The sequence below is a fragment of the Amycolatopsis sp. NPDC033938 genome (assembly GCF_055575975.1).
Genome location: NZ_JBVIRO010000030.1, coordinates 1 through 15,531, shown reverse-complemented (window position 1 = coordinate 15,531; position 15,531 = coordinate 1). Strand labels below are relative to the sequence as shown.

26 protein-coding genes are annotated in these 15,531 nt (G+C 60.7%); all 26 read left to right on the top strand.

Translation table 11 applies throughout. The annotated features are described in order from the left end of the window. Positions 1 to 117 precede the first annotated feature (117 nt). The 26 genes from ACZ5ZX_RS39630 (at position 118) to ACZ5ZX_RS39505 (ending at position 15,451) form a co-directional block, all read left to right on the top strand. Complete coding sequence (locus ACZ5ZX_RS39630; RefSeq protein WP_465507139.1) at positions 118 to 243, top strand: hypothetical protein; 126 nt, start codon at positions 118 to 120, stop codon at positions 241 to 243. Next, positions 230 to 1,063 carry a PD-(D/E)XK nuclease family protein gene (locus ACZ5ZX_RS39625; RefSeq protein ID WP_465507138.1) on the top strand — a complete coding sequence of 278 codons (834 nt, stop codon included), beginning with the start codon at positions 230 to 232 and terminating at the stop codon, positions 1,061 to 1,063. The genes ACZ5ZX_RS39630 and ACZ5ZX_RS39625 overlap by 14 nt, the downstream gene beginning before the upstream one ends. Positions 1,064 to 1,108: 45 nt before the next feature. Then, positions 1,109 to 1,519: a hypothetical protein gene (locus tag ACZ5ZX_RS39620; protein WP_465507137.1), complete on the top strand. Its 411-nt coding sequence runs from the start codon at positions 1,109 to 1,111 to the stop codon at positions 1,517 to 1,519. A gap of 6 nt (positions 1,520 to 1,525) precedes the next feature. Further along, positions 1,526 to 1,738, top strand: coding sequence for a hypothetical protein (locus ACZ5ZX_RS39615; protein ID WP_465507136.1), 213 nt, complete (start codon positions 1,526 to 1,528; stop codon positions 1,736 to 1,738). Between the two features lie 2 nt (positions 1,739 to 1,740). After that, positions 1,741 to 2,133 carry a hypothetical protein gene (locus tag ACZ5ZX_RS39610; RefSeq protein WP_465507135.1) on the top strand — a complete coding sequence of 131 codons (393 nt, stop codon included), beginning with the start codon at positions 1,741 to 1,743 and terminating at the stop codon, positions 2,131 to 2,133. Continuing rightward, the gene (locus ACZ5ZX_RS39605; RefSeq protein WP_465507134.1) at positions 2,130 to 2,315 is read left to right on the top strand and encodes a hypothetical protein; all 186 of its coding nucleotides are present in this window, start codon (positions 2,130 to 2,132) and stop codon (positions 2,313 to 2,315) included. The genes ACZ5ZX_RS39610 and ACZ5ZX_RS39605 overlap by 4 nt, the downstream gene beginning before the upstream one ends. Positions 2,316 to 2,318: 3 nt before the next feature. After that, positions 2,319 to 4,022 (top strand): AAA family ATPase, encoded by a 1,704-nt coding sequence (locus tag ACZ5ZX_RS39600; RefSeq protein ID WP_465507133.1) that lies wholly within the window; start codon positions 2,319 to 2,321, stop codon positions 4,020 to 4,022. Positions 4,023 to 4,031: 9 nt separating this feature from the next. Further along, positions 4,032 to 4,445 carry a hypothetical protein gene (locus ACZ5ZX_RS39595; RefSeq protein WP_465507132.1) on the top strand — a complete coding sequence of 138 codons (414 nt, stop codon included), beginning with the start codon at positions 4,032 to 4,034 and terminating at the stop codon, positions 4,443 to 4,445. 34 nt (positions 4,446 to 4,479) lie between these two features. Beyond that, positions 4,480 to 4,884: an endonuclease VII domain-containing protein gene (locus ACZ5ZX_RS39590; RefSeq protein ID WP_465507192.1), complete on the top strand. Its 405-nt coding sequence runs from the start codon at positions 4,480 to 4,482 to the stop codon at positions 4,882 to 4,884. Beyond that, positions 4,884 to 5,063: a hypothetical protein gene (locus tag ACZ5ZX_RS39585; RefSeq protein WP_465507131.1), complete on the top strand. Its 180-nt coding sequence runs from the start codon at positions 4,884 to 4,886 to the stop codon at positions 5,061 to 5,063. The genes ACZ5ZX_RS39590 and ACZ5ZX_RS39585 overlap by 1 nt, the downstream gene beginning before the upstream one ends. Before the next feature lie 11 nt (positions 5,064 to 5,074). Then, positions 5,075 to 5,500 (top strand): hypothetical protein, encoded by a 426-nt coding sequence (locus tag ACZ5ZX_RS39580; RefSeq protein WP_465507130.1) that lies wholly within the window; start codon positions 5,075 to 5,077, stop codon positions 5,498 to 5,500. A 276-nt stretch (positions 5,501 to 5,776) separates the two neighbouring features. Next, positions 5,777 to 6,535, top strand: a complete 759-nt coding sequence (locus ACZ5ZX_RS39575) for a ribonuclease H-like domain-containing protein (protein WP_465507129.1) — start codon at positions 5,777 to 5,779, stop codon at positions 6,533 to 6,535. Between the two features lie 33 nt (positions 6,536 to 6,568). Next, positions 6,569 to 7,159: a hypothetical protein gene (locus ACZ5ZX_RS39570; protein ID WP_465507128.1), complete on the top strand. Its 591-nt coding sequence runs from the start codon at positions 6,569 to 6,571 to the stop codon at positions 7,157 to 7,159. Positions 7,160 to 7,197: 38 nt separating this feature from the next. After that, positions 7,198 to 7,317, top strand: coding sequence for a hypothetical protein (locus ACZ5ZX_RS39565; RefSeq protein ID WP_465507191.1), 120 nt, complete (start codon positions 7,198 to 7,200; stop codon positions 7,315 to 7,317). Next, positions 7,307 to 7,558 (top strand): hypothetical protein, encoded by a 252-nt coding sequence (locus ACZ5ZX_RS39560; protein ID WP_465507127.1) that lies wholly within the window; start codon positions 7,307 to 7,309, stop codon positions 7,556 to 7,558. The genes ACZ5ZX_RS39565 and ACZ5ZX_RS39560 overlap by 11 nt, the downstream gene beginning before the upstream one ends. 208 nt (positions 7,559 to 7,766) lie before the next feature. Then, complete coding sequence (locus ACZ5ZX_RS39555; protein ID WP_465507126.1) at positions 7,767 to 8,177, top strand: hypothetical protein; 411 nt, start codon at positions 7,767 to 7,769, stop codon at positions 8,175 to 8,177. A 68-nt stretch (positions 8,178 to 8,245) separates the two neighbouring features. Further along, entirely contained in the window at positions 8,246 to 10,318 is a 2,073-nt protein-coding gene (locus tag ACZ5ZX_RS39550) for a DNA polymerase (RefSeq protein WP_465507125.1), read from the top strand. A 10-nt stretch (positions 10,319 to 10,328) separates the two neighbouring features. Next, positions 10,329 to 10,895, top strand: a complete 567-nt coding sequence (locus ACZ5ZX_RS39545; RefSeq protein WP_465507124.1) for an RNA ligase family protein — start codon at positions 10,329 to 10,331, stop codon at positions 10,893 to 10,895. Positions 10,896 to 10,907: 12 nt separating this feature from the next. Further along, a complete protein-coding gene (locus ACZ5ZX_RS39540) occupies positions 10,908 to 11,249 on the top strand; it encodes a hypothetical protein (protein WP_465507123.1) in 342 nt (113 codons plus the stop codon). Then, entirely contained in the window at positions 11,246 to 11,416 is a 171-nt protein-coding gene (locus tag ACZ5ZX_RS39535) for a hypothetical protein (protein WP_465507122.1), read from the top strand. The genes ACZ5ZX_RS39540 and ACZ5ZX_RS39535 overlap by 4 nt, the downstream gene beginning before the upstream one ends. Beyond that, entirely contained in the window at positions 11,416 to 12,018 is a 603-nt protein-coding gene (locus ACZ5ZX_RS39530) for a dATP/dGTP diphosphohydrolase domain-containing protein (protein ID WP_465507121.1), read from the top strand. The genes ACZ5ZX_RS39535 and ACZ5ZX_RS39530 overlap by 1 nt, the downstream gene beginning before the upstream one ends. A gap of 211 nt (positions 12,019 to 12,229) precedes the next feature. Beyond that, positions 12,230 to 12,565, top strand: a complete 336-nt coding sequence (locus tag ACZ5ZX_RS39525; RefSeq protein WP_465507120.1) for a hypothetical protein — start codon at positions 12,230 to 12,232, stop codon at positions 12,563 to 12,565. 184 nt (positions 12,566 to 12,749) lie between these two features. Further along, positions 12,750 to 12,995, top strand: coding sequence for a hypothetical protein (locus ACZ5ZX_RS39520; RefSeq protein ID WP_465507119.1), 246 nt, complete (start codon positions 12,750 to 12,752; stop codon positions 12,993 to 12,995). 186 nt (positions 12,996 to 13,181) lie between these two features. Further along, positions 13,182 to 13,409: a hypothetical protein gene (locus ACZ5ZX_RS39515; protein ID WP_465507118.1), complete on the top strand. Its 228-nt coding sequence runs from the start codon at positions 13,182 to 13,184 to the stop codon at positions 13,407 to 13,409. Between the two features lie 408 nt (positions 13,410 to 13,817). Continuing rightward, the gene (locus ACZ5ZX_RS39510) at positions 13,818 to 14,138 is read left to right on the top strand and encodes a hypothetical protein (RefSeq protein ID WP_465507117.1); all 321 of its coding nucleotides are present in this window, start codon (positions 13,818 to 13,820) and stop codon (positions 14,136 to 14,138) included. 701 nt (positions 14,139 to 14,839) lie between these two features. Continuing rightward, a complete protein-coding gene (locus ACZ5ZX_RS39505; RefSeq protein WP_465507116.1) occupies positions 14,840 to 15,451 on the top strand; it encodes a Scr1 family TA system antitoxin-like transcriptional regulator in 612 nt (203 codons plus the stop codon). The last annotated feature ends 80 nt before the right edge of the window (positions 15,452 to 15,531 follow it).

The window sequence follows — 15,531 nt, the reverse complement described above, 5'->3', positions numbered from 1 at the left end:
AACCCGAGTGGTCTCGGGGTGCTGAGCTGACGATCTACAAAGTCTGGGACATCTGTCCGCCGTACGAACATCACTGCGTCGTGGAGGTGAACTGTGTCGCAAGCTGAAGGATCAGCCGTGGAGGACGAATATGGCAATCCGCTGGGTTACTGCAACTCGTGCGGCGAAGAGGCAGACTTGTACGGCGAATGCTGTGAAGACGGCGAAATCGTAGAGTACGAGGACGACCATGACGACGCCTGACGAGAAATGGGAAGAGTACAAAACCCGCCCGCGGTCCTGGAGTCAGCTCACGAGCTACGAGAGCTGCCCTCACGCCTTCTACCTTGAACGGATAGCCAAAGTCTGGAGTCGGCCCGCCGCCTGGTTCGCTACGGGCCTCGGAGTTCACGCGGCGGCAGAGGCCCACGAGAAGGGCGAAGCCCCCACGGTCGACGACATGCTTCCGGTGGCTCAGGAAGCCTTCAGGCAGGACATCAATGCCCGCCTGGGGGAAACCCCCAACGCCGAGTACTGGCAATCGTCTGGGACGTATCACGGGCCGACGGACATCCCGAGGCGATACGACGACCTCCGACGGCATCTTGAGAACTATCGACAGGTGGCGGCGACACTGTCGCCTATCTGGTATCCGAAGGTCGATGAGCCCGCCGTTGAGTGGGCGATCGACATGGACCTTGACGGAGTTCGAGTCATCGGGTCGGCCGACCAGGTACGGGTGGATGCCGAAGGGTTCACCATCGTGGACGTGAAGGCGGGCTCTAAGACGCCAGACGACCCGGGGCAGCTCGCTGTGTACGCGGAGGCTGTGAGGCGGGCTACAGGCAACTCAGACGTCTCTCGGGGTGTCTACGCGATGACCGCGAAGCCACCGACGAAGACCGGGAAGGTCAGTAAGGCCCAGGTTGTCGAGAAGGATCTGACGGTCATCCCCGTGGAGACTCTGACGGCCCGGTTCCATGCGGCCGACGAGGGGATCAAGGCGGGCAACTGGGGCCCGAAACCGGGCGATCAATGTCGGCGGTGCTCTGTCGCGTCGTCGTGTGATTTTGTCGTGCGTTAAAACTTGATTCGTGCTGACGGCACCGAGAAAGCTAGGGAGAGAAACATGAGCACTTTGAAGGTTGGAGACCGAGTTCGCTACTTCGAACGCCGTGGGTTTGACAGCGGGGAACCCATGAATGAAGAGTGGAACGGAAAAACGGGGGTTCTCCAGCAAATTGGCTACAACGTTGCCTATGTTGAATGGGACGACGGTAACCCTAGAACAGGGGTCTACCCCGAAAACCTGGAACCCGACGTGGGCCCTAGTCGTCCCCTGGTTGGCCCGGCTCCGAAGGTTGAAACCCCGCGTTACGTCGCACCCTTTCGTTATGGCGGCGGAACGATCTTCCAGGCCAACGGACGCTTCGCGTTCGATATTGACCTTCGAGACGACGAAGAAGATAAATCCACTCTGGATGAACTGGGTGAGTTCATCGCCGCCGCCCTCAATGCCCGCGTGTTCTCCGAGGAGTGATCCCCGATGACTGACCGACTCGATCCCCACGAGGTCTACGCAGAAGGCGATGCGGCCGCGGTTGTCCCGAGCATCGCGGATACATATACCCGGGTGGTCTCCCTGATTCGGGAGTTGGCTTCGCTGGCTCCGCTTCTCCCGACGCTCCCCGAGATGGCCGACGCTGACGAGGCCCTTCGGTCGCTTCGTCACCTCCGCCGACAGCTCGAAGGGAGCTAACCATGGAGAAGAACTGGGACCTGAAGAGGGACTACGAGATCCGGGTTAAGAAAACCTTGGAGACCCCGTGGACGACGTTTCACATCGGACGTCTGAACAAAGCATTCGACAACAAGTGGAATATGGCTTGGACATTCTACGCTGACCGCAAAGCCTGCATTCACGTGGACGACAAAGAGATCCAGGCGATGTTCTACGGGCATCCAGATCTCATCATGCTGGAGACGGTGTTGGACGCCTTCTATGTCATCCCAGGCGAAGTCTCCGACCCGCCGAATAGGTTGGCGGACCCGGAGATCATGAGCGCCGTTCGTCGGCGGGTGCCGCCGTTCACTGGAGAAACCGGCGGTTTCTGGCAGGACGGTTTCGACCCGGATGTTGTGGAGGCAGCGTGACTCGTGAGGAATACATCCGGCTGGCTGAGGAACATGCTGCGAAGGCCCTGGATATCCAGAACGAAGATCCGACGAAGGATATCCCCGAGTGGCTGGTTCTGCTGACAATCGGCTCCGGGATGATCGGTTTCGTGATTACCCTCGTCGTCTGCGTCTCGGTGACCGCCTTGAACGGAGGCTAAACGATGACCAATCCGGCCGCTGAAGCCGCCATCCAGTACACCGAACTTGGCTTCAAGTGCTACCCGGTCCATGTCGATCTGGTCACCGGGGACGACGGCAAGGTCAGGAAGATCCCCCGGTTCAAGGCTGGCCACTGGTCTCCCGAGAAGGGCGCTGAATACCCGACCGACCCGGACGCCATTCGGGAACACTGGGCCGACTACGACGGCGTGGTCATCGTCTGCGCGTTGTCGGGCATCGTCGCCGTCGACATCGACCAGGGGCCAGGCAAGGACGGCTGGGGGAACCTGAAGTCAGCTGGTTTGGTGCCCCCGACTACCCCGATGGTTCAGAACACCTCAGGCGGCGGGCGACACCTGCTCTACCGGGCGCCTGAGGGCGTCGAGTTGTCCAGCCGCCAGGGTGTCCCGGTCAAGGACGTCGACATCAGGGCGGCCGGGGGCAACGGTGGTCTCCTCTTCGTAGAGCCTACGGCTCTCTCAGACGGTCGGGCATGGAAGTTCCAAAAGGTAGTAGCCCGGGATGACCTCCCGGTGCTCCCCGCCGCCTGGGTTGACCTCGTCCGGGTGAAGGAGAGTATCGGTCGTCTGGAGACGACTCCGTTGCCGTCCGACCCGGAGAGTCTTCTCCAGCGGGTTCGCGAGATGCCTGCCGGTGAGGGCTGGGAACGCCTTGGCCCGCTGTCGATGAGGTATGCCGCGGTCGCCATGGGTGTCGGCATGACCGACCCGGAGATCGAGGAAGCCTTCCTTGATGCCTATCGGGATCGCCCAGGCGGCACGTTGTCCGATGCCCGAAGGTCGATCAAGTCGGCTCTGAAAAAGGTAGAGCCGTGGCTACCGGGCGACCCTGAGCCGGATCTCGATGATCTCGTGGCCGAGGAAGCCACCCGGCAGGAGATCCGGGAGCGAGGGCGACGGAAAGCCCTGGAGAAAATCGAGGGAGAGGACGCCGTTCATCTCCGTCGGGAGGACGCCGCTGATCTCATGGCTCCGATGGAGGCGACAGCATGGGTTGTCCCAGAGCTGATAGCGGAGAACGAAGCCATCATGCTCTACGGGGGCAGCCGGGCAGCGAAGACGGCCATGATGGTCGACCTCTGTGGACAGCTGGCGACGGCCGGAGAGTTCATGGGGTCGGACGTCGAGGCCACCCGGGTCCTCTATCTGGCGGCTGAGGCGTTCACCTCGGTGGCCAATCGTTTCCGGGCGTGGTTCAAGCATCATGGATTGAGTCCTGACCCAAGGATGATCGAGGTCCAACCCGGCAATCTCCAGTTGGATAACCCGCGCTCCGTAGAGCGCGCGGTCAGCTACATGAAGCCATTCGGGTTCGTTGTCGTCGACATGCTGGAGTACGTCACAGGCGGCTTGTCCATCAACACCGACGCAGCCCGCATCGTGATGGCCTTGAAGGACATCGCAACCCGAGCGGGGGTGACCCTGGTCTTCCTCCACCATCCGAAGGCGCCGAAGGTCGACCGAGAGGGCAACCCGGTGGTTTCCAAGGAGATGGCCGGGCAGCACGGGGCCTTCTACGGGAAGACGAATTACATCTTGTTCGCCGAACCCGATGGAGAGCATCGGTATTCGGTGACGGTGACGAAGTCGAAGGACAGCGAAGACGGCGCCCGGTGGATCGGGAAGACCGTAAGCGGACCGGGGGGTTTCCCGGTGTACGTGTCAGAAGGAAAACTCGGATATTAGGGAGAGACGATGACGGAGATCAAACCGGGTGATCGGGTGGTTGGGTACGGATACCTCTCGGGTGACAAATATGTCGGAACAGTTATGCGGGCCGAAAGACCTTATTGGAGACTTGGCTCGGTCGATGTGGATTTGTCGGATGGGACTGGGTCGAACCCGCTGGTGGAGCGGGTGACCTTGTTTGACCCGGAACCCGTGGAGACTGCCCGCGAACTGAGCTTCATCGGTTTGGAGCCTGAGCCGATCGAACCCCCTCGGGTGACCGTGCCCTTCCAGACCGCCGGAGAGTTCCAGGAATTCGTCGTGGACAGCCGGGGTAACCGGTTGGCCGAATTCGACGGTGTGACCACGAACTCAGACCAGGATGCCGAGTTTGCGGCACTGGTTGTGCGTCTGCTGAACAAGCACTTCGGCGTTGAGTAAGACCGTCGTCTGCCTGGACTGCATCAAGGACGGCGTGAAGACCGTCCGGCCGACAAAGAAGGTTAGCCCCAAGGTCGACCTCTGTGTGACCCACATCAGGGCTCGCCGTAAGGCCACCCGAGAGCGCGCTAGGGCATCTCGGCTGGAGAAGGTGTACTCGATATCGGCCGAGGTCTACCAAGAGCTGTATGAGGCCCAGGGTGGACAGTGTGCCATGGGTTGTGGGGCCACGGGGAAGACGAAGGCGCTAGCAGTCGACCACGATCACAGTTGCTGTCCCGGGCCGACCTCGTGCGGCAAGTGCATTCGCGGTCTCCTATGTGGACCGGATAACCAGTTGCTCGGGAGATTCCGAGACAACCCGGACAGGTTCCGGGCAGCAATCGAATATCTATTGAACCCGCCCGCGAGGCGGGTTCTTTCGTCTAGGGAGAACTAATGGAAACCGCTACTGCCGTTGTTGCTGGCCTCTTCGCCATCATCCTCCGGGTGGCCTACGTGACCCTGTGCGTCTGGGGAATCCTCGCCATCTTCGGTGTGTCCTTGGCCTTCTGGCCCCTCGTTGGCTTGGGCGCTCTCGTGTCCGCCATCGTCCCGTCGTCCACTTCGTCGAACTGAAGGAGAACATAATGGCTTTCATCGGACCCAAGCCGACGGATGGCCCGAAGTACTGCACGCCGTTCGAGGCCAAAGAGAACCTAGTTTTGGATGCCAACGGTAAAACGGTGGTTATCCCGGACCTGGCGACGTATGACGACGACACCGAGATGGCCCAGGCGATCGCGGACGCCCTCAACGAGAAGTTCGGCGGTCAGCCGAAGACGACCACGGCGGAGGAGGAGACCCCGAAGCTTCGAACACTCATCGGTTGGCACCTCCTTGATGGCAAAGAGCACTTCGTTGGGGGTTTTCGAGCCTACGAGTTTTCGCCGGGGTGCTTTCTTTGGGCGGAGTCCCGTCAGGAGGCCGAGTCCTTCGAGGGATGGGGATGGTCTCTGCCGAACAGGTCCTATCGCCTTGTCGACGTCGAGACCGGCAAGGAGATCACGGAGTGACGTGGCGATGCACTGTCGTCCGGGATGGCGACGGTCCGCCGACCATTATCCGGCTTGACGACAACGGCCGATGGGTCGACCGGTGGAACCGGGATAGCAAAACATGGCAACCGATCGAGGAGGACGAATGACGGAGAGCACGCCCTATCAGAAGGCTGTGTTGTTCGCCCTGAACGCCTTGGGCAAGCACGTGTACGGCGGGACGGTGTCCCTGAAAGAGAAGGCCCGACGACGTTCCCTCAACCGACGTCAGAAGGCGTCCCGGAAGGCTAACCGATGACCGAACCGCGGATTCTCGCCTGGGATATCGAGACATCGCCGAATCTGGCCTACGTCTGGGGGCTGTTCAAGCAGAACGTCAGCCTCAATCAGATCAAGGACCGCGGCGAGATCATGAGCTTCGCAGCCCGCTGGGTCGATGAGCCAGCGGAGAACATCATGTTCTTCGGAGGCCCGAAGAAGTCTGACTACCGCAAGATGATCCGGGCGGCCTTCAAGCTGTTCGACGAGGCCGATGCCCTGGTGTCCTGGAACGGCAAGGGGTTCGACACCCGGTGGATGCAACGGGCGTTCCTCCTGGAAGACCTGGGCCGCCCGTCGGCTCACAAGGAGATCGACCTCATGCTGACCTCCCGGAAGCACTTCCGATTCGTCAGCTCGAAGCTTCAGAACGTCTCCCAGGAACTCGGGCTTGCCGGGAAGGTACAGCATTCTGGGTTCGACCTCTGGCTTCGCTGCATGAAGGGCGACCTTGACGCCTGGGAAGAGATGAAGGAGTACAACATCCAGGACGTCAACCTTCTGGTTGACCTCTACGACAAGATGTTGCCGTGGATCGGGTCTGAGCACCCGAACCGCAATCTCTACTCGGAGACCGACGGCTGTCCTCGTTGCCCGGCAGGCCCGGAAGCCCTGAAGCCTCGGGGATTCCGGCACACCCTGGTCGGTGCATACCAGCGCTATCGGTGTGACTCGTGTGGATCGTGGTCATCGGAGGGCAAGCGAGTCTTCGGTGTCGACGTTCGTGCTGCCTGATTACTTGACGCGTGCTGGTGGAGGGATAACTGGATGAATGAAGAGATCGACCTTGTCACGGAAGTCGAGAAGGCCGCCCTAACACTATCCCGATCGTGGACGGGTGTCCTGGACTTCGAGGACATCCGTAATGACGTCTGGGTGAAGATCCTGGAGTCCCCGAACACCCTGTCGTCCTTGCAGTCGTACGACGAGGGTCAGCGGGGGAAGGTGTTGCGGGCCATCGCACGGCAGTGCGTTGGTGCTGAGTTGGCCGACCAAGAGGTGTTCTCCGCCCAGGTTTACTACTCGACGGATGACGTCCGGAGAATCCTGGAGAACGGGGGAGCCGGGGATATCCCGGGGTCTCCGTCTCACGTCGAGTGGATTGACGCTCAAGAGGGCATGAGGGCCATCAGCCCGCGGCACGCTGAGGTGCTGTTCTCCCGGTATGTCGCGGAGGACTACGACGCCTCCGCAGGCGTCTCCCGGATGAACCTCACGAGGGCACGGGATGCCTTGGCAGTCGCCATGAATAAGACCCGACGGGAGTCGGAGATGACCCATGAAGGCCCGGGTTCCCGACGTGTGCTGTCCAACTCGGCGGCTCATTCGCTGTCCAAGAGAGAAGGGGGCGACCTGTGACAACGAGTCTTTTCGACATCACGGTTACCCGAGGAGAGATGTATCAATCGTGGGTTCTCCCGGAGATGTTCCCGGAGGAAAGGCCCGCGATGATCGGCAATTGGTCAATGGAAGATCGAGAGATGTACTGCGGAGGAGAGTTCACCAATGGCGGCTGACCCTGACTTCAACCCGTTCGCGGATAGCGACGCCAACGGCAACGAAATCTCGGTGACCTTCAAGGCTCACGGGGGCTATGACGCCCCGTGGGTGGTCGTCCGGGGGAGTGCGGAATACCTCGCTGACAAGCTGGGCATCAAGGAATTTGACGGCCGGGTGTCGACCCTGATGAAACAGGTGGCCAAGGTCGATGAGTTCTACAAGAAGCAGATCGGCGGCGGGGCAGCCCCAAAAGGCTGAGGGCTGGTCAGCCCGCGGGCAGCGTAGAGCCGCCTGATTGGGCTGGTGAGCCGTCCGAGTGTGACCACGGCGAAAAGCGCCGATACAAGTCTACGTTGAAGAAGAACGGCGAGATGGGCCACTTGTTTGAGTGCGTCGCCGTCGAATACCCCAACCCGGACCAGTGTCCGGCAATCTGGCTGAACGCCCCGAAGAAGGAGAAATAGGTATGGCGTGGGAAACCGTCGAGGACAACGGCGCGGGCGACTACGAAGAGCGCGAACGTCTGGCGACGAAAATCGGTAGCAAGATCGAGGGGGCCTACCGTCGGGTGGGCGAGCTGCGTGACGGCAAGTTCGGCCCGGTTCGGTGGGTGGAAGTCGACACCCTGGATGGCGTGGAAGGCAGCTTCCCGCTTCGGTCTAAGCAGCACCTGACGGTGCTTGAGAACGCCTTGGAGGACGAACTTCTCACTCCGGGTGTTCAGGTCCGGTTCTCGTTCGACGCCAAGGAGACCAATGGCGGCAACACGATGAACAAGCTGACCATTCAGGTCAACCGTGGTGGGGGTAAAGCCCCTGCGAAGAAGGCGGCCCCGAAGGCTCCGGAGACGTCGTCGGACGACGAGCCGGATTTCTGATACCCGATTACTTGACGCGTGCTGGCGGCCCCTTAAGGGGCCGCCCCGTCTACCCGGAGGGAAACAACATGGTTGCCCCGAAGGGCACGGTAACCCTGGACATTGAGACTCATTCGGCACACCTGCTCTACACGATGCCACCCGAAGACTTCTTCCGCCTCGGGGGCTATCGGTGGAAGGGTGATCCCGAAGTCACCCTCACCGCAGACCTTGAAGAGATGCGGGACGTCATCCGGCGAGCACGTTGGATCGTCGGCCACAACATCCACGCATTTGACCTAAAGGCCATATTCGGGCCTGAGTCGAACGAGCCGGTTCGGTTGGCCATGGCGGGTCGGGTCTACGACACGATGACCCACGCCGCCCTGGTCAACCAGGCGCCGTACAAGTACATGAGCCGCCATGGGTATGAGCTGATCGCTGACAGCCCAGCGAAGGCCATGAAATGGTACGGGTTGGACGAACAGGCATTCCAACTCGGAGTCGGCGGGAAGACTGACGATCTCAAGAAGCTGGCCGCGGAGTTTGTCGAGGACGGCGAAGAGGACTGGGTTGGCTTCGGTCGAATCCCTGTCGACGACCCACGCTATATGGCGTACCTCGTCGGCGACGTTGAGGCGTCAGAACGGGTCGCCGCAGAACTGGTCAAACTCGGCAAGCTGTCCGGCAATGGAGAGCGCTACGACGACCGAGATTACGTCGGCTACCCGATGCGGGAACAGGAGATCGCTGCTAGGGCAGCTGTCATCTCATCCAACGGATGGCGGGTGGACATCCCGGCGGCTACCCGGCGGCGGGACGAACTGGCCGCCCGCCGAGACGTCATCGTCGGGAAGCTGGCTGAGGACTACGGCCTACCGACCGACAGCGATAACCCGTGGTCGACCAACGACGGCAAGCGGGTCATCGTGTCCGCCTTGGCCGACGCCGGGATCACCCCGAAGTCGGTCGACTGGCCGAAGACGGACGGCTGGGAGAACAGGGAGCGAGACACCCAGAAGGCCATAGAGAAGGCGAAGGCCCTCCGGTCGTACGTAGTCGCCTGCGAGAACGAACTCCTATCTGGGATAGCGATGAACGGCCGAAAGCTCTCCAAGAGCCAGATAGCGGCCCGACAGCGGTGGATTACCCGGGACACTGAAGAGGCTTCACGCCTGGAGCGTGAGCCACTGCCGCCGTTCTACGGGTTGTCCTTGTCCGGCGAGACGCTGACCGAGCTGACCAAGGGAACGGATGCCGAAGACCTTGGAGCCGCCCTGGCGGAGGTCAAGGGGCAGCGGTCGCTTGCTCAGCTGACCTTGGACAGCGTCCATCCGGACGGCAGGGTTCACCCGGAGATCACGATGCTTCAGGCATCGGGTCGATGGTCGACCACCAAACCTGGGTTGACCGTGTGGACGGCCCGTGGTCCTGGAGCTGTCGAACGGAAGTACTACCTCCCAGACAGCCCGGACGAAGTCCTGGTGTCGGTAGACCTCAGCAACGCGGACGCCCGAGGGGTTGCCGCGGAATCTGGAGACACCGAGTACGCCGTTCGATTCCAACCCGGACAGGACGGCCATCTGCTCAACGCCATTGCGGCCTGGGGCTACGAGGTCGTCATGGAGTCCGAGGAGACCCAGGCCCACTACAGGCAGGCGGGCAAGCCCTACGGCCACGGGTGGACCTACGGCGGCGGACCAAAGACCTTGGCCGCCCACGCTGGCGGATCGGTTGAGGAGGCGACGAAGTTCTGCGATGGCATGGCGGCTGCCTTCAAGCGGCTGGTTGTCTGGCAGGACGAACAACGGAAGTTCGCCCGGAGACACGGCTACGTCATCAACGACTGGGGTCGTCGAATGCGGGTGGAGAAGGGTCGGGAGTACACGCAAGCCCCGGCCCTCATGGGTCAGAACGCCACCCGGGAAATCATGTGCGACATCTTGTTGTTGTTCCCGCTGCCCGTTCTTCGGCGGGTGAAGGCTCAGATTCACGATGAGTTCGTGTTCTCCATCCCACGGAAGAACGCGAAGAGACACCAAGCGTGGTTGATCAACGCTATGTCGACAGTCTTCGAGCCGAAGCATGGCCGGGGACAGCGAATCGAATTCCCGGCGTCGTCCGGGTCACTCGGAGACACCTGGTACGGGTGTGATCACTAGAGGGAGAGAAATGTCTGTTGAATTCAAAGCTTGGCCGAAGACTCCGCGTCTGTTTCGGGACGTCGTGATCACGGAGAAGATCGACGGTACGAACGCGGCCGTCATCGTCAGCGAGGATGGCACCGAGGTCTACGCGCAGTCGCGGAACCGTCTGATTACCCCTGAGAACGATAACTTCGGGTTCGCCCGGTGGGTTTGGGAGAACGCGGGTGCGCTAGCTGACACGCTCGGACCCGGCTACCACTACGGCGAATGGTGGGGTAGCGGAATCCAGCGAGGCTACGGGCTGCCCAAGGGCGAGAAGAGGTTCAGCCTCTTCAATACGGCCCGATGGACGACCGAAGAAGGCATTGAGGCCCTGGAAGCCGTCGATGGTCTCTACCCGGTGCCCGTCCTCTACACGGGTGTCTTCTCCGAAGATGTCCTTCGTAGCATCCTCGATCAGCTTCGTGACTTCGGATCTCCGGCTACCGGTCTGGAATTCAAGAATCCCGAAGGCGTGTGCGTTTTCCACACGCAGTCTCGTCAGGTTTATAAGGTCTTGCTGGAAAACGACGACCGCCCGAAGTCGGCTTGAAGGAGAACTGACATGAGCTATTCGGCCACGTGCGCTGACGCCTGGATCGCGGATCAGCGTGGCGAGATCGAGCGTCAGCACAACGAGATCATCGAGCTGAACGGCCGACTGACGGACGCCCTTCGTCTGGCTGAAACCTTAGAGATCGAGAGGGACAACCTGGCGTCTGAGCTGGTCGAGGCAAACAGCGCTAAAGAATTCGTTGACCACTGCGCCAACGCGGTCTCCACGGAGCTGAATTCGTTGTGCACGAAAGTTGACCGGGCTATCGAAAGCCTTCGGGTGTTGGACGAGGTCCCCATTCGAGACCTCACCGCTTCTGTCGGCAACATCATCGAAGGGCTGAAGGCGTGAACGAGGACGTTATCCGTTGGCTGGCCGGGGCTGTCGCAAAAGCGGGTGGAGAAGTTTATCTCTCCCGGGATGAACTTAACTCGGCGCTCGATCTGAACATTGTTGCCGTTGAAGACGACGAGGGTAACGACATCGGCCTTCGTATTACTGCCGCTCTGGAGAACTGATGGAAGACAGCGGAGAGCGTAAGGCATTCCCCGGTGGGGGGATGCGTGATACGGCCGTCGGCAAAGAACGTCCGGAGTTGGCATGGACAGCTGAGCAGCCGTACGAAGACCAGATGCTGACCCGCTATGGCCACTGGATGGCCCGTGGGGCTGAGAAGTATGAATCCCGGAACTGGGAGCAGTTCGACAGCGCTGAGGCCCTGGAGCACGCCAAGGGAAGCCTTCTTAGGCACGTGTTCAAGCTCCTCGCCGGTAAGACGGACGAGGACCACGCGGCGGCTGTCTGGTTCAACGTCCAGGCTATCGAGCTGATCCGTTGGAAGGGGCATCAGGAAGTCGTAGCCGGGATGATGACGGACGCGATCGCGGATGCGGCGGCTCAGTCCGAGGGGCCGAAGGCGAGATATCGGTGGTTCCACGATGATGACGACGTAGGCTTGCGGTGGTTTCGACGGGTGTCCTGCGGTGAAACCGAGTCTGAGGCCCAGGTATTCGTTGAAAGAACAGCGAAGTGGCTCCCGAGCATCAGGTTTTCTCTGGGTGACCTTTTGGAAACCTGGATCGAAGTTCCCGAGACCCACGCTCCGAAGGGGGCGGGATGACCGACTACATCTATCGCGTGGTCGACAAGAACGGTCACCCTCTAAGGACCCGGCAGAGTAGTTCCCACGAAGCTTTCTACGGGCAGCAAGGTACGGCTAAGGCTATCGCCACCCGGGCGAACAAGACCCCGGGTGTGTATGGGGAGCCCGGGAGTCCCGGTGGGCAGCCATATTCCGTTCAGCGAGCCGTTGTCGTTTGGGAGGGCCTTTCGTGACCTACATCAATCCCCCGCCGAGGTCCGACCTCAAATGGGTCGGAGTCGACCTTGACGGTACGCTAGCCCACCCGTTGTGGACCCCGGATAACCCCACCTCGGGTATCGGTAACCCGATCGCCGAGAACGTCCACAAGGCTGACGAACTTCGTATTGAGGGCTACAAGATCGTGATTCACACGTCCCGTCCTTGGACGGATTACGAAGCGATCGAAGGATGGCTTAATCACTGGGGCGTCCCGTGGGACAACATCCAGTGTGGGAAGCCGTTGTTCGCTCTCTATATTGATGACCGCGGTAGGCACGAGTCAGCGGAAAGCTGGTTGCCGTGAAGGACATTCGTAGCGAGTTGACCGATTACGGGTTCCGATTCGGGGCGGCCCTCTTTGAGCGCTGTGCAGAGATTCGAGGGACTACGATCACGAGGATTACCCCGGATACGGGCGAGAGACTGGATATCTACGTATCTCCAACCGGCCGATCGGTCCGTGTGTTCCGGGGCGGCAAGGAGTTGAAGTGAGCGAACTGTCTGAGCGTCTGGTCAACGCCGTGATGGCTGTTCTTCCCGAAGCCTACGACCGAAGCATAGGTATCGGGGTTTGCATTCAGCCAACTACTGATCCAGTTGACTGGAGAGGTGAGGCAGAAGCCGCCGTTGTGGCTGTCCTCCGGGAGTTGGAGAAGTGCGAGGGGAACTCGGCGGGACGTTTGCGAACAGTCGGCGGGTTCTCCCGACTTGTCGACGAAATCGTGAACCGATGAAGATCCTGATTCCCTGGGCTCTCCTGGGTGGCCTGATCCTGCGTCGGGCCACCCGGGGTGAATGCGACTGCAAGGCGTTGGAACGTCGACTAGCGGCGGCCCATAGGGAGAAAAACATCTGGGTCTACGAGGCCCGGTTCTGGCACAAGAAGACAGAGGAAGCTCTAATCAGAGAGGCGGAAGCGAATGGCTGACGAAGTTGTTTACAGGATCACGTTAGAGCCGGAAGACGTCGAGACCCACGTCGTCTATCTGATCGACCGCACAGGCGAGCCGATCGTGACAAACGATGATGACGCCGCCGAGGCGTTCGACGTAATCCTGTGCGACAACGACGGGTACTATCTGGATAGGTTCGAGGTGGTCTCTATGGAAGACATCCCTAAGGGTGAACGTCCATATGAGGTAGGCTAATGACCGGCCCTATTGACCCGTCTATCCCGAGGACTGGGTTCCTCATCGTAGGCGTCAAGCGCAACGGCTCTAAGGTCTACAAGTACGCGGCTAACGCCAAACGGGCCCATGAGATCAGCGAAGAAATGAGCACGTCCGGGAACTACGAAGACGTATGGGGGGACAGGATCGAATGACCATTCTCGACGTCAACGGTAATGCCGTCATCCGGGATGTGCGTTCACACGGAATCCTGGGGCTATCCGGGGCACCTGAAGGCGCGCTCATCGGCGGACCCAAGGTTAGGACGGTTAGGGTTACGGCCACCCGATTCCCGGACGTCGACGCCCAGTACCTCATCGAGCGAAACACGTTGACCCAACTACGAGCAAGGGCGGCTCATGCGCGGGCTGCCAGGAAGGCGGCGGCGTGAACGATGAGACATATCGCGTCCTCTTGAGAACCGACCTGGAGATGACCCGCCAGAATGAACGATGGGGCCAACAGGACCATCCGGATTGGGGTGGACATGATCCAGAGGTCGCCCGGCGGGAATACGAGCTCGCGCTAGTAAGCATCCGTTCCCGTGAGTCTAGGGCCCGCGCCAATGACACCCTTGGGTGGGATCTGATCCTCCGGGAAGAGGTCTATGAAGCCCTCAGCGAGCCGGACGACGACAAGCGGTGTGAGGAGTTGACCCAGATCGCCGCGGTGGCCCTTCAGTGGGTCAAGTCGATCCAACGACGATAGACAGCGAAAGCCCCCTCTCGGGTCCTTAGCGGGCCTGGGAGGGGGCTTTCTGTCGTTTCAGAGGTAATTGAAAGACAGCGCCTGTCAGCTAACCCGGAGTTCGCTTCGACAGGCGCTGCCCCTAGCCCGACCGCTGTTCACTGGGAGGAGGCCAGCGGCCGGGAGTCTACGATCCGTTCGAACTGTTGTGCAATGACCGTTCGGTATCGGCGTTCCGGGGGCGCCATGCAAGGGGCTGCCATCCGAGTTCCCGAGCCCCCTCGCTCGGAGGATCGGAGATCATCATGTCGTCGATCCAGAAGCCCGAGTTTCGAAACGGCCCCTGTGGGTATTTCAATCGAGGTTTGCTACCTGCCCAGCTCAAAGTCATAGGTCCACCCATCCGGTCATAACCTCTCCCGCATCTCCGACCACGGCTCTGTACGGTGCCTCGACGCCCTGTCCCGTCTCCAGTCGGCTACCCACTGGATCGTTAGGCCAACGACAAACGCTGAGAGGATCAGCGCGACGACGGCAACGCCTGCTATTGCGGCTACCTCGATCACAGGGGACCTCCTTTGGAGGCCAGCGAAGCCGGGAGACTGTGGGAGAGTGCATCCGGCCCCGCTGACATATTGAGCGTACAACTGAGACTCAAGTTGCAACACTAAGAGATACTCTGCCGTTCGGGTGAAAACTTGAGACTCAAGGAGTGACCCTGAGTGACTGTGATCGACATAGTGCAGGATGGGGCCATGCTCGACGATGACCCTGGACCTATCGTTCAGAGACTTGTCCTTGGCTCTCGCCTTCGGGCTCTTCGGGAAGCCAAGGGGATGGGATTGGATGACGCCAACACAAAGCTCAGCCGCTACCGCGGCAAGCTGTCCAAGATCGAGAACGGAACCCTTGGTATCACGGAGGCAGAGCTTCGTTCGCTCCTGGTCGCGTACGGCGTGAAAGGGCCGGAGGCTGCGCAGGTCATCCAACTTGGCCTCGATGCCCGACGGCGGGCAGCGCCGGAACGAGTCAGCGACTGGGCAAAGCAATATGTCCCGCTCGAACGTGCGTCGGCTGAGATCCGGATGGTGTATCCGCACCTTCCTGGTCTCTTTCACACCGCGGAGAATGCTCGCACCCAGCTTCTACGGTCTCCCGTGGTGGTTGCGACGGACGTCGAATCGATGGCGCGTGCTCGCGAAGAACGAGGTAATCGGCTGTTCCGGCCGAACGCCCCACGAGTGATTGCCGTGCTGGGCGAGGAGGCGCTATGGCGACTCGGGCCTCCCGCTGCCCGGTCCGCTCAGGTCGCCCGCCTGAGAGCCTGTTCCTAAACCTGTGGTGTGTCGTGTTGGCATAAGGGTGGGCTCCTGGTAGCGAGGGAGGTGCTGAAGCCAAACCCTCAAACCAGGAG

Coding starts and splice junctions, on each gene's coding strand:
- ACZ5ZX_RS39625 (WP_465507138.1), top strand. CDS start 230: ATGACGACGCCTGACGAGAAATGGGAAGAGTACAAAACCCGCCCGCGG.
- ACZ5ZX_RS39620 (WP_465507137.1), top strand. CDS start 1,109: ATGAGCACTTTGAAGGTTGGAGACCGAGTTCGCTACTTCGAACGCCGT.
- ACZ5ZX_RS39615 (WP_465507136.1), top strand. CDS start 1,526: ATGACTGACCGACTCGATCCCCACGAGGTCTACGCAGAAGGCGATGCG.
- ACZ5ZX_RS39610 (WP_465507135.1), top strand. CDS start 1,741: ATGGAGAAGAACTGGGACCTGAAGAGGGACTACGAGATCCGGGTTAAG.
- ACZ5ZX_RS39600 (WP_465507133.1), top strand. CDS start 2,319: ATGACCAATCCGGCCGCTGAAGCCGCCATCCAGTACACCGAACTTGGC.
- ACZ5ZX_RS39595 (WP_465507132.1), top strand. CDS start 4,032: ATGACGGAGATCAAACCGGGTGATCGGGTGGTTGGGTACGGATACCTC.
- ACZ5ZX_RS39585 (WP_465507131.1), top strand. CDS start 4,884: ATGGAAACCGCTACTGCCGTTGTTGCTGGCCTCTTCGCCATCATCCTC.
- ACZ5ZX_RS39580 (WP_465507130.1), top strand. CDS start 5,075: ATGGCTTTCATCGGACCCAAGCCGACGGATGGCCCGAAGTACTGCACG.
- ACZ5ZX_RS39575 (WP_465507129.1), top strand. CDS start 5,777: ATGACCGAACCGCGGATTCTCGCCTGGGATATCGAGACATCGCCGAAT.
- ACZ5ZX_RS39570 (WP_465507128.1), top strand. CDS start 6,569: ATGAATGAAGAGATCGACCTTGTCACGGAAGTCGAGAAGGCCGCCCTA.
- ACZ5ZX_RS39565 (WP_465507191.1), top strand. CDS start 7,198: ATGTATCAATCGTGGGTTCTCCCGGAGATGTTCCCGGAGGAAAGGCCC.
- ACZ5ZX_RS39560 (WP_465507127.1), top strand. CDS start 7,307: ATGGCGGCTGACCCTGACTTCAACCCGTTCGCGGATAGCGACGCCAAC.
- ACZ5ZX_RS39555 (WP_465507126.1), top strand. CDS start 7,767: ATGGCGTGGGAAACCGTCGAGGACAACGGCGCGGGCGACTACGAAGAG.
- ACZ5ZX_RS39550 (WP_465507125.1), top strand. CDS start 8,246: ATGGTTGCCCCGAAGGGCACGGTAACCCTGGACATTGAGACTCATTCG.
- ACZ5ZX_RS39545 (WP_465507124.1), top strand. CDS start 10,329: ATGTCTGTTGAATTCAAAGCTTGGCCGAAGACTCCGCGTCTGTTTCGG.
- ACZ5ZX_RS39540 (WP_465507123.1), top strand. CDS start 10,908: ATGAGCTATTCGGCCACGTGCGCTGACGCCTGGATCGCGGATCAGCGT.
- ACZ5ZX_RS39530 (WP_465507121.1), top strand. CDS start 11,416: ATGGAAGACAGCGGAGAGCGTAAGGCATTCCCCGGTGGGGGGATGCGT.
- ACZ5ZX_RS39515 (WP_465507118.1), top strand. CDS start 13,182: ATGGCTGACGAAGTTGTTTACAGGATCACGTTAGAGCCGGAAGACGTC.